Raw genomic sequence first — 14,670 nt, forward strand, 5'->3', positions numbered from 1 at the left:
AATTTTACTATTCGCTATGCCTCGTACCATGCTGACAGATCAACACTGGCAAAAGTTGAAAACTATTTTGCGTAATTTATCTATTCATCACAACTCAAATTTACGTAATTTTATTGAAGCTATTCTCTATAGAATTAGAACAGGCTGTCCGTGGCGAGATATTCCTTCCTATTTCGGTCAATCAAACTCTATTTTCAAACGTTTTAATCGTTGGTCAAGCAGCGGTAAGTTGCTTAGATTATTCAAATTATTAGCATCATGCCCCGATATGGAGTGGATTTTTATTGATGGCTCTCACGTACGTGCTCATCAACATTCTGCCGGTATAGCGAATCAATCCATTTCTAAAAGTGTAGGAGGAAACTCCTCAAAAATACATTTGATTGTTGATTCACATGGCAATCCTATTGATTTCATGATTACCGATGGCACTACACATGACATCAAAGTTGCACCTGATTTAATAGCAACATTAGATTTAAAAGAGACAGAAGTGGTATGCGCAGATAAAGGCTATGATTCAGAACCACTGCGTGAGCAGATCAGAAAAACAGGAACAAAAGCGAATATACCAAAGAAAATAAATAGCCAATCGAACAATGATCATATGGACTGGTATTTATATAAAATCAGGCATTTAGTTGAAAATATGTTTTGTAGATTAAAACAATTTAGAGGGATAGCTACTCGATATGACAAGCTCAAAAGAAATTATCAAAGTGCTGTTGCCTTAGCCTGTATATTTTTATGGCTACCTTTATAGGTTTAATTATGAACAGTAAATGTCAACAGACCCTAATATTCTGAGTTTTTAAGATAATCAAAATGCTTATGCAAAAGTTTTTATAAAGTTTTAGATGCTAAACATCATGGTTTTGCTTGCGATAACTCGGCTATTTATAGTTGTTTTAGAACAATACTTGTTCACCAGTTGTTAGCTTTAGTAAATGGGCTTAACCTCATCAAACTTTTTATAACTATCTAATAAAAAACCCAGTGATCAAACACTGGGTTTTTTTAAATAGAATCGAAAATTACAAACCTGATTCATACTCTGTATTTGAGAGTAATTTTTCAACATCAGCCATATTGTCTGGTTTGATTTTGTAAATCCAACCTTTTCCATATGGCTCTTCATTGACAAAGTCAGGATCATCTTCAAGTGCAGTATTTACTTCAACCACAGTTCCTGAAATAGGAGCATGGATGTCAGAAGCTGTTTTTACAGATTCAACAATTCCAGCTTGTTCAGTAGCCGTAACTTGGCTGCCAACTTCTGGAGTTTCTACATATACTAAATCACCTAACTCATCTTGAGCGTGATCAGTAATACCTGTAACAACAAGGTCACCCTCGATTCTTACCCATTCATGCGTGCGCGCATATTTCAAATCTTCTGGATGATTCATGACAACTCCTTAAAAATCTGTCTCATCATTTTTGTTTGGCTTTATACAGGTTTTTCAATAAAAACAAAAGCATCAATAAATGATGCACTGAAAATATTACAAATATGGGTCTTTGCGCCAGTTACTCGGACTACGACCACTCCAGCGTTTGAATGCACGACTGAAGTTAGCGACATCAGAATAACCTAATTCATCTGCAATTTGTTCCAAACTGTAATCTGTTCGGGAGAGCAGAGAAGTCGCATGACGATATCGAACTTCATCGACTAGTGTTGAAAAAGATGTTCCTTCAGCAGCTAATTGTCGTTTGAGGGTACGGTCAGACATATGAAGGCGTTCTGCAACACTCTCAATACTTAAATAGTGTTGCTCAGAATTGGTTAAAATATCACGAACACGCATCGCTAGACGACGACGCTCACCCAATGCTGATAATTCAGATTCACATTGGTTAATTGCGATTTGGCTTGCGATTGGATCAGCATTCACCATTTTTAAACCAAGATATTTTTTATCAAAACTCGATATTAAATGTGGCTGGTTAAAACGGATCGTACTATTCAACTTGTCTTTGTATTTATCAAAACCTTCGGGTTCTGGAAAATCTAGATCCACTTCACTTTGAAGATCTTCAATACCAGTTAATGCCTTTGCCATGGTCATGATGCCAATCGTCAGCCCTAGAATAATCTCCGTTCTGAGTGGCTCTACATCAATATCACATTGCAGTTGTAGGGTGGCTTTGGGACCAAAAGTCGAGAAATAAAGTTGTAAAAAAGGTAAGCGTAATTGGATGAAACGACTCGCAAGGGCTATCGCATCAGTAATTTCATGTGCGGTCATAATGGCATAGCCAATAAAACCGTGAATTGAAATACGCATCTGTGTGCCTAAGTGAAAGCCAAGTGTACTTTCACCTGTCAGGCGTAATGCATGTTTTACTAATTCGTTTGCTACAGGTGTTGGAATTCTATAGTTAGGATCTGCTAGAAGTTCGCTAGTCAAATGAAATGGAGCAAATAAAGTTTCATCGTTGTATCCCCAACGTGAAACGACATCTAATAGCAATAAGCCGTAAACGCCTGGTATTCCTTGATCTTGACGAGTTGAGGTTGTTTTCATGTGCTTTCCGTGGCGCTCATCAATTTTTGCCCATATCTTTTAAACATCTAGGTCTCGAACATATTTGCATGAAATAAAAGATTGAATCATAAAAATTGTTGGACAAGAGAGTCACCAAATGTTCAAAAATCAAGAAGGTTTTCTAAAAACCATAATTTTGGTATTAGATATTAATAACACATCACCGTGTTGGTTCAAAGCCTGTGTTACGTAGCTGACGATACCACGATCATTTTTAGTTTTTGATGGCACAATTGCAGTAATTTCAACTTCCACATGGATTTTATCGCCAACCCGTGTTGGCCTTGGCCAACGTAAACTTGACTCTGAACCCAGTAAACCGCCTGCAATAGGGAAACACTCAGTCCAAAGACGCATCGTTACGGCTGATGTATGCCAACCACTTGCAGCTAAGCCTTGAAAAATTGGATGTTGAGCTGCTGCTTGTTCATTGAGATGAAAGGGTTGAGGGTCGTATTGACTTGCAAACTGTTTAACTTCTTCAAGTGTCATTTCATACTCACGACTGATGAAACGATCTCCAATTTTCAAATCTTCTAAATACAACATTATTCTTTATCCTGCTGAGTTACTCGTTGCTCAACAAGAAAACCGCCTGTTTGACGTTTCCATAGTTGGGCATACAAGCCATCATTTGCAATGAGTTGCTCATGTGTGCCTTGCTCGACAATTTTGCCTTGATCAAGAACAATGAGACGATCCATTTGTGCAATAGTAGATAATCGATGTGCAATTGCAATAACCGTTTTGCCTACCATCAAGTCATTTAAACTGCTTTGAATTGCGGCTTCAACTTCAGAATCTAACGCGCTGGTTGCTTCATCAAGTATCAAAATAGGGGCATCTTTGAGGAAAACTCTCGATATTGCAATACGTTGGCGTTGTCCACCTGATAGTTTGACACCACGTTCACCCACATATGCATCGAAGCCTACACGACCTTTTTGATCACTTAGTTGAGGAATAAACTCATCAGCCTTTGCTTTTTTAACTGCTTGATATACTTCATCAAGGGTAGCGTTTGGTCGACCATATTTAATATTTTCCGCAACAGTGCGATGTAGTAGAGAGGTGTCTTGGGTGACCAGTGCGATATTTGCACGGAGACTATCTTGAGTCACTTGATGGATATCTTGACCATCGATAAGAATACGACCCTGATGAATCGAATAAAAATGTAGAAGCAGTTGGATTAACGTTGATTTTCCTGCTCCTGATCGACCTACAATGCCAATTTTCTCACCAGGTTTGATGGTTAGATTAAAGTGATCAATAACGTTTTTGTCGTTATAAGCAAAACTGACATTTTCAAAACTAATTTCACCATGAGGGACTTTGAGTTCAGTGGCATCAGGTTTGTCTTGAATCTCGATTGGCTTACCTAGGGTTTTCATACCATCTTGAATCGTACCTACATTCTCAAAAAGCATGGTGACATGCCACATGATAAACTCAGCTAAGCTATCAAGTTTAAGTACCATTGCGGTTGTGGCCGCGATTACGCCTAGTGCAGCTTGGCCTTCGGTCCAAAGCCAAACAGATGTACCAATAACACTAATAAAGAGAAATGCGCTAAGAAGACGAATACAGATTTGATATTTGACAGCCAATCGCATTTGCTTATAAACAGTCACCATGAATTCTTTCATGGATTCTTTTGCATATTGGCTTTCACGACCAGCATGTGCAAACAATTTCACTGTTTGAATATTGGTGTATGCATCAGTAACACGTCCTGTCATCACAGCTCGTGCATCGGCTTGCTCTTGAGAGACGCGACCTAGTCGAGGAATAAAGTAGCTCGCAATACCGATAAACAATGCTAACCATAAGAGTAATGGAACAATGAGTAAAGGCGAGATTGAGCCAAGTACAAGACTAATCGTAATGAAATAGATAAGTACATAGACCAACATGTCGCCTAAAATCATCCAAAATTCACGTACAGCTAAAGCTGTTTGCATAACTTTGGCAGAGAGTCGACCTGCAAAATCAGTATGGAAGAAATCTAAACTTTGTTGTAATAGTAAATTGTGAAAGCGCCAACGCATCCGCATTGGGAAATTACTAAATAAAACCTGATGTTTAATAATTGATTGAATACTTACAAAAAATATATTCGCAAATAAAATGCTAATAAGGATAGTCAGATTCTGTTGATTCGTTGCTAAAAAGGTATCTGGTTGACTTTTACTGAGCCAATCAACTAGTTTTCCGATATATGAAAAAAATAAAGCTTCAAAACAAGCAGCAGCTGCAGCACATAAAATCAGTAAAAATAAAAAAGGTCGAACGCCCTCGGTGGCTTGCCAAACAAAAGCAAAAAAAGTGGTTGGTAATGGTTTGTTTAAGTCTTTTGTTGGATAAGGATCAACTAATTTCTCAAACCATTGCAACATCTAAACTTTCCCCTTGGTCCAAAGTACTAACTTAACTTCAACCTGTAGCATATCAGAAAAAATGTATAGAAAATCACAAAAGGTAAAAATGATAACCAATGGTAAAAATTGATAAAATTATAGCCCGTAATTAAGTGAAACTAAATTTACCATTGCAAGGGAGGAAAGATAATTTAAAGTCTACTTTAAATTATCTTTTTTGTTTTGATCTAAACTTAAATCTTAACTGACTTTTGAGCGATGGTCTTGTTGCTCAAAGAACTTGACGGCAGGAGATTGAGCCATATATGCCAATGCTTGTTCTGTATTGCCTTCATCGACAGGATTAAACTTCGGCGAAACCCAGCGAAGCGTTGCTTTCCACAAATATTTAATCGTAGGAAGATGGTCTGTTTGAGTTGCAGTTTTTTCAAACTCTAGAATGAAATTAAAGAAACTTTGGCGAATGAGCTTTTGCATTTTCTCATTCTCTAAATCTTGAGTTGCTAAACCACGGGCAAAATCAGCAAGTAGATAAATGAACAGAGGAAAGATCACCATCATGATCGCTTGACGAGATAGATAGAAGCCAAATTTATTTTTTACAAGATGCTCAAATAAATCATAGGCTACACAACGATGTTCTACTTCTTCAGCTAGATGCCAACGAAACAAATCAGCCATAGTTGGGTGTGCTGAATCCCAAGACTTACTTTCTAGTGTCCATTGACCAATAGTTCCAGTGAAATGTTCAATCGCAGCGATAATACCAACACGGAATAATAACCAATATTCTTCAAGCGCTTTATTTCTAAGTATTGGAAGTCCCGAAGGCTTATCATCTAAAAGTATATTAAATAAGAAGTGGGCACGATTTAGTTGATCTTGAACGTCGTAGCCATTTTCCCTTAAAAAATCTTGTACATTTTCATGAGCGCGAGCATGAGTAGCTTCTTGGCGAATAAATCCAATAACATCTTCTTTTAATTTTTCATCTGTTATGAGAGGGATGGTTTTATTAAATACGCGACAAAACCAAAATTCACCAGCAGGTAAAAGCATGTTGATTCCATTTGCCACATGAGAACAGAGTGGATCGTTTTTCATCCAGCACACTGAAGATTCTGAGAAGTCGAAATGCACTTTTCTTGCTTTGATTTGGTGGCTTTCTAAAATCATATATGTCACCCAAATGAAATTACGAATTATTTTGATGCATCATTTTTAGCATTGCATCAAGTTGCATTCCATGTGCTTTGAGGACGAATAAGCATCATTTCCTAGTGTCTAATGATAAAAATAGGCAGCCAAGTAGATGGATCAACTCAAAATCAAGATTTTATTGAATCTAACTTTTGTTTTATTAAAACTATGCGATAAAAAACCAAAATTGATTCATCAGAGGGGTATATACTGAGAGTGAAATACAAAAACTGAATAGGATAAAGAATATGTTGTTAAAGTTTACGGTTCGATTTGTCGCTGTTTTATTTTCAGTCTTAATTATTACAGCACTTTCAATTCACTTTTTCTTTTCCGAGAAAATCGTTACGGATTTATGGATTATTGTCGTTCCTGTAATTTTAGGTATACCTATGCTCACAGCAATTACGCTTACTAAAGATGAAGAGTTAAATGTGTCTTAGTTTAAAAGAGCTTAAACTGACTTTAAAATACTTAATAGCCCGAGAGGTATAGTTACTACACCTTTCAGGCTATTTTTATATGGGTACCTTAAACTATTTGCTCAACGTTATTTGTATTTTGATGATTCAAAGCTTGAAAATCATGTCCTGATGGAGCTTGATAAATTCTCAGTCCAAACTCTGGGATAATTGCAATTAAGTGATCAAAAATATCAGATTGGATTGCCTCATAAGAAGCCCATGCAATTGTATTGGTGAATGCATAAATTTCTAAAGGTAGTCCTTCGCTTGTAGGTTGTAACTGACGCACCAGAATAGTTTGATGCTGCGCGATACCTTGATGTTGACGTAAGTAAAATTCAACATATGCTCTAAATGTACCAACATTAGTCAAACGTCGCTTGTTGTATTGCGATTGATTGCTGAGTTGTTGGTTAAACTCATCAATTTCAGACTGTTTTGCATCTAAATATTGATCTAATAATAAAAACTCTTTTAACTTCTGTTGTTCTGTATCTGTCATAAAGTGAACAGTGCTTTGATCAAGAAAAATCGAACGCTTTATGCGACGACAACCCGAGTTACTCATCCCGCGCCAGTTTCTAAATGTATCAGTCACAAGTTTGTTGGTTGGGATGGTTGTAAATGTCTTATCAAAGTTTTGTACCGTCACAGTATGTAATGACATATCAATTACGTCACCATCCGCGTTTAGCGATGGCATTTCTATCCAGTCACCAATGCGCACCATGTCATAAGAAGATATTTGAATACTTGCAACTAACGACAGAATCGTGTTTTGGAAAACTAACATTAACACCGCTGCCATCGCACCAAATCCAGCCAATAAAGTAAATACATCTTTTTTAAGGAAGGTGCCTAGGATCATCAGACCACAAACGACAAATAGGATTAACTTGATGAGTTGAAGATAACCTTTGATGGGTTTGTTTCTGGATTTTGGGTTACGTTGATAAAGTAAGTTAAAAATATTGAGTGCTTCACTAACCGTTAAGGCTAGAGTCAGGAAAATAAATGCCTGAGCACCCATTTGTACAAATGTAATCACTTTGGCTGGGAGATGCGGAATGGTCGTAATACCATTCATAATCACAATAGCAGGGACGATATTTGCAAAGCGACGAGTAATACTGTGTTGCGCAAAGATTGATTGATTTGGTGATTTTAATTTGGTGATTAAATGTCTAATACCACGAACGATAATTCTTTTAGCAATAAAGTTTGCCAAAGCGGCAAAGAAAATCAGAATTGATAAAGCGACTAACATTTCTAGCCAAGGGTATTGGCTCAATTCAGTTCGAATATCGCTAATAAAATTAAAATAATTCAAAATAAAAACACCTTAAAATTCTTTAATGCGAGAATTGTAAGGTGTTGAATTGAATTCTGATAATTTGCTGACAGTTTATATACGAACTGTAAGGTGTTATTACATTCAATTACCACATCAGATCATCAGGGATCACATATGCTGCGTAAGGATCTTCTTCATCTGTAGTTTGGTCATTTTTCTCATCTTTATTATTAACCAAAATGAAGCCTTGCATTTTTTGATCAATTTTCTCGGCTAAAGCCTTTGGTAGATATGCGTATTGTTCCTGATCTTTTGCGACAACAAGAGAACCTGATACCAGCGCATTATAAATTTGTTGATTGATGTAAACTTTTTTGATCTTGTTCTCATCAATAAATTGATAAGCAATATCACCCTCTGTATTTTCAACTTTATGTTGTTTGATCATTTGAATGATCGAGGCTTTCAACGCTTTTTCTTCAAGAATTTTTTGCTTTTCTAAATTTAATGCCTGATCTTTTGCTAATTTCTCTTGTTTTGCACGATCAATTTCAGCTTTTAATTCAGCATCATCATTTTGTCCAGTGCGCTGTTCGTGCTGAGCCTGTTTGGTTAGTTTCTTCGCTTTTTTATTATCAACTAAGCCCGCTTTAAGCAATTGAGCTTGTAATGCATTTTTTACCATAATTCAATCCAAATCTGAGTGTGATGAAGAGCGAAAATAAACGATCCAATAGGTCATACTTAATGCAAGACTCAGTCCTGCAGGTATGAGAAAAGTTTGTAATTTTAAATAAGGATAAAGCAAACTGGCAATCAATCCACCCACTAAAAAACCCGTAAAAATTAGAAAATGTAAAAAAATACGCCTATTTTCAATTTTTAAACCTCGAACTTTGTAGCCAATTGTCAAACCAATATCTGTCAAAACTCCAGACAGATGTGTGGTGCGAATGATTGCTCCTTTGTAATGGCTAACCATTGCATTTTGAACACCCATTGCAACGCAAGCCCAAAGAAGACCATAATGAGGGAAGTAAGGGAGGAGCAGCCATGTGAGGAATAAAAATACAGCAACAAGACTGAGCGGAAATCCATAATGGTGACCAAAAGTCACATTACTATTTCCTAAAATCAGTCCACTATAAAAGGAACCAATAACGAAACAAATAACGACTAAAGCTAAGTAAATAAAGTGGTCAGGTTGCCAGTCCAGTAAGCTCATTGCAAGCATACTGACATTTCCAGTCATATGAGAAACAGATTGATGAAGAACAGTAAATAAACCTAAAACGTTTACCATTCCTGCATTCAATGCCAATAAAAAAGCACCGATTTGAATCCAGTTTGGTAAACGTTGTAAAGGCATAATAACCTACGATTATTGACGGTTACGAAAATCTACTGCAGCAGTGAATAAAACATCAGTTGATGAGTTTAATGCAGTTTCAGTTGAGTCCTGCAAAACACTAATAATCATACCAATAGCAACCACTTGCATTGCGACTTCTGATGATATACCAAATAGGCTACATGCAACAGGGATTAGCAATAAAGAACCACCAGCAACACCAGATGCACCACAAGCGGATACTGTGGCAACAACTGATAAAATAAGCATTGTGCTTAAATCAACGTGAATACCTAGTGTATGTACAGCGGCTAATGTTAATACTGTGATAGTTACAGCTGCACCCGCCATATTTACCGTAGCGCCTAAAGGAATCGAAACACTCGCAGTTGCTTCATTGACACCCAAACGATGAGCTAAATCTAAATTCACAGGAATATTCGCTGCTGAGCTGCGCGTGAAAAAAGCAGTAATACCACTTTCTTTCAAACATTTGAAAACTAATGGATAAGGATTCGAGCGCATTGTAATTCCAACAAGAATTGGATTAATTACAAGAGCAACGAAGAACATCGTACCAAGAAGTACCATAAGTAAATGGGCATAACTTGAAAGAGTAGCCAAACCTGCATCAGCAAAAGTAACAGCGACTAAACCGAAAATACCGATTGGAGCAAATCCAATAACAACATGAATGATTTTATTGACCGCATCTGCAACATCTGTAAGTACTTTTTTGGTTGTATCAGAACTATGACGCAATGCGATGCCTAAACCAATTGCCCAAGCTAAAATTCCAATGAAGTTTGCTTCACTAATTGCTTGTACTGGGTTTGCAATAAAGCTTAAAAGAAGATTTTTTAAGATTTCAGCTAAACTACCAGGTGCTTGTAGTTCTGATTGTGTAGTTAGATGAAGAAACAACTGACTCGGGAAAACAATACTTGCAATCACTGCACTAAATGCAGCGAGTAGCATACCGACTACATAGAGGGTCATGACAGGTTTTAAGTTTGAATGCTGTCCAACTTTAAAATTCGCAATTGAAGATAACACAAGCACGAAAACTAAAATGGGTGCAACAGACTTCAAAGCTTTAATAAACAATTCACCCAATAAACTTAAATAAGGTGTAAAGTTAGGAAACAGCATTGCCACGCCAATTCCTAAAAAGATAGCGATAATAATTTTGGTAACTAAACTTAAGCGAGACAGTACACTAAACATATAAAGGCCTTACAAACCCATGTGCGGTTTAAGGTTAAACAAGCGCCGTATTCTATACCTAAGCACCATGAATATTAAAATTTTTTTTGATGATGAATTAATTAAAAAATTGCGTAAAAATTAACATAATGTTTTTGCAAATGTTTTATCAGAAAGCATTTTATCTTTTTGCATAAAAAAACAGCATTTATCACTGTCCTCTTAATTTTTTTCAATAGGAGATATGCTTTGAACTGCCTGATAATGCGAAAGAAAAATTTCACCTGTTAATTCATCCACGAGCTTTGATTTTCTTAAACGATCCATCACAGGACTCTTCACTTCAGACAGGTGTAGTTTAATATTAAGACGCGCGAGTTCCTTATTTAACTCTTCCAACATTTCTAATGCACTAAGATCGATGTTGCTGATGCTTGAGCAATTTATAATCACATGTCGGATTTCTGCATTTTGACTAAGTTCAGTAATCACATAGCCTTTTAATACGTGTGCATTTAAGAAGCTTAGGTTTTCATCAATACGAAAAGAGGCAATAGTCGGAACAGTAATGACATCATAGCGTGATACATTTCTAAAGTGTTGAGTTCCTTCTATCAGACCGATCACAGCTATATGTGGACGGCTGACACGCCATAGCAACATGATAAAAGTAAGACCAATACCAATAATCAGACCTGTAGAAATATCAATAAATGTTACACCGAGGAAGGTTATTAACATCGCAAAACCATCTGCCTTTGAATATTTCCATGTTTCGATAAAGGGAGCGATAGTGATGAGTTTCCAAATGGAGACTAAAATTGTAGCGGCTAATACAGTTAGGGGAAGAGTTTCAAAGATACCTGTAAAATACAAGCAGACTAAAATCATAGTGAGAGAGGAGAGGATGCCTGAAATCGGTGTTTTTGCACCTGCATCACTATTTACCACAGTGCGTGACAAGCTACCTGAAACCGCAAAGCCATTATTAATACTTGCTGCGATGTTTGCGAATCCTAAAGCAATGAGTTCTTGACTACTATTTAAGTCATCACGTTTCTGTAGAGCAGTGGCCTGAGCGATTGCAAGAGATTCTACAAAGCTGATCATGGCAATCATAAACGCGTTAGGTAAGAGCTTAAAAGCAAGCTCAGAACCCCATGACGGAAAATAAAAATGTGGTAAACCACTCGGGATAGTGCCGACGGTTTTTAAACTATTTTGTTCCAGATCAAATATTGCCACGATAATGATTGATGAGATAACAACGATTAATGGGATAATTCGAGCCAGGAAAACTGAGTGCACAAATTTTGGTAAAAGCACTAAAATTAATATGGCGGCACAACTGAAAATTAAACTGATTAAGCTAAGTTCTTGTATATGTTTGACTAAGCTAGAAATAAATTCAGGAATATTATTTGACTGAAGAGGTATATCTAATAAAAACTTAAGTTGCCCGAGAGCAATCAGTAATGCAGAAGCAATGATAAAACTTTGAATAACTGGATGGCTAATCAATTGTATTAAAAAACCAAAGCGCAATAATCCTAGAACTAGCGAGATCACACCTACCATTATGGTCAATAGATAAGCCGCTTCGATATATTGTTGACTGCCGACAGGGAATAAAGGGTTTAGTGTTGCAAAGACCATCATCGAAATGATTGCAACAGGACCAATCGATAGCGTAGTGCTACTGCCAGTGAAGGCATAAACAATCATTGGCAATATGCTTGCATAAATACCCATAACAGGTGGCAAACCAGCAAGCATCGCATAAGCCATACCTTGAGGTACTAACATTGCGAGAACGATAAAAGCAGCAATCAAATCGGATTTAAAGCTCGATATTTGATACGTTTTTAGCCATTTAAAAGCTGGAAAAAGAGTGCTTATACTCAAATCTATTTTTTTCATGCATATCAAAGTTTATATCGTTATAACGATATTATGCAGGAGAAGCCAATAGCTTAAAATTTAAATCTAACTTTATGAACGTTAAATATTTGGACAGTAGTTCTCATACAATGTTGTTAACACAACTTGTAACTTAGGATCACTAATGGAGTAGAAAATTTGCTTTCCTTCACGACGTGTTGAGACAACTTTGCTTTTTCTTAGCATCATCAGCTGCTGAGATAAGGTCGGCTGGAAAATCTGAGTTTGTTCTTCAATCTGAGATACATTTAACTCTTGTTTAGCTAAATGGCACAAAATAATTAGACGATCTGTGTTTGCTAGAGATTTAAGCACATTTACTATTGAACTTGCTGATTCTCTCATTGCTTCAATCTCAAGACTTGTTTGCATATTCACCTCATCTAACTGCACTAAAGTTTAGTATAAAATGACTAAAAGGTAAAAATGTAGTAAAAGTGGATAAATGCAATGGTTTTTAGTGAAGATGTATATAAGAAAAAATGATAAGTGAACTCAATTTTAATCGCGAGTTGGTAATTTTACGGAAAGAAGAGATTTAGTTTACTTTTCTTGTTTTTTGATTGTGATTGGAAAAACTGATTTTCTTTTAAATAAACTAAACAATAAAAATATGTAATTAATTTAAATAAAGAATATAAAAAATTTAAAAAAAAGATTGCGAAAGTTACTTATAGGTGTATACTTTTAAACAAGACAGAATGATCTGTCTGCATAAAAAGGATCGGGATGTGCAATTTGTACGACCGCCAGAGGGTAATAATATTTATTATTCTTTCCGACTCAGACGCAAGCGTGAGATATTCTAATAACTATAAATCACGCTTTACTTTTTTCTTCTCTTTTACTCATTTTTTATAAAAAGCGCTGACTTAAGGCAACGCTTTTTCGAAAGCAATTAAATGCTCAACTCGCATCCAATATTCATCCATATCAACAGAATGTCTATTAATATGTGCTTGAATGGTCATCCCATCCAAGATACTTACGATTAATGTCGCAAGATGAGATGGGTTTCGGATACCAATATTGGTCAGCAAACCTTGAACAAGTGTGGTTAACCAAATTTTGTATTTTGTTGCTGGTTCTAATGTTGATGGGTAAATCTTAATCACTTCTTCCAAAGCTTTCTGAAACATACAGCCATTAAAATCTTCACTGTTGAACCAAGCTTCATACCATTTAAAAATAGTTTTGAGTTGACTCATGTAATCATTTGGATCACAAGCGGATAGTGAGGCATTTAATGATGTTTGCAAATTGATATTACGTTGCTGTAGGCATTCTTCGATTAATTTTTCCTTTGATGGGAAGTATTTATAGAATGTCATTTTGGCTACGCCAGATTCACTAATAATACGATCAACCCCAATCGAATTATAGCTATGCGAATTAAAGAGTTTTAAAGCAGTGTTAATAATATCTTCTTTTTTTGACATACATAGCCTCAAGTTTGCTCATTGCCACACAGAGCATTGTTTTTGCGTCCTGTTATGCAATTTTGGCAGGAATTTTACATGGTATTGGTCAATTATCATAGGGAAAAATGGCTTTATTTATTTAACTGTTTTTTTAATTAACAACTGTAAATATATGATAAAAATAAGGAGTTGAAAATATGGAAATATTTATAATAATCAAATTATTGCATATATTTCTTTTTTTTAATTTTTATATTTTAGACTTCTTGCAAAAATCAAAAAACGGTCAACGTTTTGTTTGTTTTTTATCCAGATTAAAAAGTCATGTTCTACTATCATCAGTACATGAAATATGAAAAAGTAAAGATGCTATCAAATAGTCAGTTTAAACGACTGATTGGAATACAACCCTCAACCTTTTTAGAAATGCTTGAAGTATTAGAGTCAAGCCAAGTCAATACTCAACGAGGTAGACCTTCGAGTCTTTCACTTGAAGACCAACTGTTAATGACGCTAAGTTATTGGCGTGAATATCGCACGCTCTTTCATGTTGCTATGAGTTATGGAATCCACGAATCAACTGCGTCCAGAATTATTCATAAAATAGAAAATATTTTAATAAAATCTGATAAATTTCATTTACCTAAGAAACTACCGCATGGTGCAGGGATAGATTGGAATGTTGTTATTGTCGATGCAACTGAAATGACAATTGAGCGTCCCAAAAAAACAGAAAAGATTCTACAGCGGTAAGAAAAAACGACATACGATCAAAGCTCAACTCATCATTCATTATGAAACGATGCAGATTATTTCATTAGGTCTTACACATGGGAGTACACATGATTTCCAGTTGTTTA

Annotated in this window: 16 protein-coding genes; 4 read left to right on the forward strand and 12 right to left on the reverse strand. The window is 35.9% G+C overall.

Annotation, left to right across the window (positions count from 1 at the left end; translation table 11 throughout):
• Positions 1 to 16: 16 nt before the first annotated feature.
• Complete coding sequence (locus tag MKL32_RS06150; protein WP_004912080.1) at positions 17 to 763, forward strand: IS5 family transposase; 747 nt, start codon at positions 17 to 19, stop codon at positions 761 to 763.
• 271 nt (positions 764 to 1,034) lie between these two features.
• Here the strand turns inward: MKL32_RS06150 and gcvH are convergent, their stop codons facing one another.
• The 5 genes from gcvH to MKL32_RS06175 form a co-directional block, all read right to left on the reverse strand.
• Complete coding sequence (gcvH, locus tag MKL32_RS06155; protein ID WP_004915409.1) at positions 1,035 to 1,409, reverse strand: glycine cleavage system protein GcvH; 375 nt, start codon at positions 1,407 to 1,409, stop codon at positions 1,035 to 1,037.
• A 96-nt stretch (positions 1,410 to 1,505) separates the two neighbouring features.
• Entirely contained in the window at positions 1,506 to 2,531 is a 1,026-nt protein-coding gene (locus MKL32_RS06160; RefSeq protein ID WP_005402720.1) for an AraC family transcriptional regulator, read from the reverse strand.
• 129 nt (positions 2,532 to 2,660) lie between these two features.
• Entirely contained in the window at positions 2,661 to 3,101 is a 441-nt protein-coding gene (locus MKL32_RS06165) for a MaoC family dehydratase (RefSeq protein WP_004961550.1), read from the reverse strand.
• Positions 3,101 to 4,951 (reverse strand): ABC transporter ATP-binding protein, encoded by a 1,851-nt coding sequence (locus MKL32_RS06170; RefSeq protein ID WP_005402719.1) that lies wholly within the window; start codon positions 4,949 to 4,951, stop codon positions 3,101 to 3,103. The genes MKL32_RS06165 and MKL32_RS06170 overlap by 1 nt, the downstream gene beginning before the upstream one ends.
• 222 nt (positions 4,952 to 5,173) lie before the next feature.
• The gene (locus MKL32_RS06175; protein ID WP_270900307.1) at positions 5,174 to 6,109 is read right to left on the reverse strand and encodes a metal-dependent hydrolase; all 936 of its coding nucleotides are present in this window, start codon (positions 6,107 to 6,109) and stop codon (positions 5,174 to 5,176) included.
• A 272-nt stretch (positions 6,110 to 6,381) separates the two neighbouring features.
• On the opposite strand from MKL32_RS06175, the gene MKL32_RS06180 reads away from it, so the two are divergent.
• Positions 6,382 to 6,576, forward strand: coding sequence for a hypothetical protein (locus MKL32_RS06180; RefSeq protein ID WP_126132510.1), 195 nt, complete (start codon positions 6,382 to 6,384; stop codon positions 6,574 to 6,576).
• An 88-nt stretch (positions 6,577 to 6,664) separates the two neighbouring features.
• On the opposite strand, the gene MKL32_RS06185 is transcribed toward MKL32_RS06180, so the two are convergent.
• From MKL32_RS06185 to MKL32_RS06215, 7 genes are all read right to left on the reverse strand, one after another.
• Positions 6,665 to 7,927, reverse strand: a complete 1,263-nt coding sequence (locus MKL32_RS06185) for a mechanosensitive ion channel family protein (RefSeq protein WP_005402716.1) — start codon at positions 7,925 to 7,927, stop codon at positions 6,665 to 6,667.
• 109 nt (positions 7,928 to 8,036) lie between these two features.
• The gene (locus MKL32_RS06190) at positions 8,037 to 8,576 is read right to left on the reverse strand and encodes a DUF2058 domain-containing protein (RefSeq protein ID WP_004915432.1); all 540 of its coding nucleotides are present in this window, start codon (positions 8,574 to 8,576) and stop codon (positions 8,037 to 8,039) included.
• A gap of 3 nt (positions 8,577 to 8,579) precedes the next feature.
• Positions 8,580 to 9,260, reverse strand: coding sequence for a YoaK family protein (locus MKL32_RS06195; protein ID WP_270900308.1), 681 nt, complete (start codon positions 9,258 to 9,260; stop codon positions 8,580 to 8,582).
• Between the two features lie 12 nt (positions 9,261 to 9,272).
• Positions 9,273 to 10,469 carry a serine/threonine transporter SstT gene (sstT, locus tag MKL32_RS06200; protein WP_042892429.1) on the reverse strand — a complete coding sequence of 399 codons (1,197 nt, stop codon included), beginning with the start codon at positions 10,467 to 10,469 and terminating at the stop codon, positions 9,273 to 9,275.
• Positions 10,470 to 10,670: 201 nt separating this feature from the next.
• Positions 10,671 to 12,368: a SulP family inorganic anion transporter gene (locus tag MKL32_RS06205; RefSeq protein WP_126132509.1), complete on the reverse strand. Its 1,698-nt coding sequence runs from the start codon at positions 12,366 to 12,368 to the stop codon at positions 10,671 to 10,673.
• An 81-nt stretch (positions 12,369 to 12,449) separates the two neighbouring features.
• Entirely contained in the window at positions 12,450 to 12,761 is a 312-nt protein-coding gene (locus tag MKL32_RS06210; RefSeq protein ID WP_004915442.1) for an ArsR/SmtB family transcription factor, read from the reverse strand.
• 500 nt (positions 12,762 to 13,261) lie between these two features.
• Positions 13,262 to 13,828, reverse strand: coding sequence for a TetR/AcrR family transcriptional regulator (locus MKL32_RS06215; RefSeq protein WP_004915445.1), 567 nt, complete (start codon positions 13,826 to 13,828; stop codon positions 13,262 to 13,264).
• Between the two features lie 327 nt (positions 13,829 to 14,155).
• Between MKL32_RS06215 and MKL32_RS06220 the strand changes: the two genes are divergently transcribed.
• A complete protein-coding gene (locus tag MKL32_RS06220; protein WP_019509710.1) occupies positions 14,156 to 14,563 on the forward strand; it encodes an IS5/IS1182 family transposase in 408 nt (135 codons plus the stop codon).
• Positions 14,523 to 14,670 (forward strand): transposase (locus MKL32_RS16195; protein WP_442866712.1); only part of this gene is annotated, 148 nt, incomplete at its 3' end. The genes MKL32_RS06220 and MKL32_RS16195, both read left to right, overlap by 41 nt.

It is taken from the genome of Acinetobacter sp. AOR34_HL (assembly GCF_027854795.1).
Classification (GTDB): Bacteria; Pseudomonadota; Gammaproteobacteria; order Pseudomonadales; family Moraxellaceae; genus Acinetobacter; species Acinetobacter junii.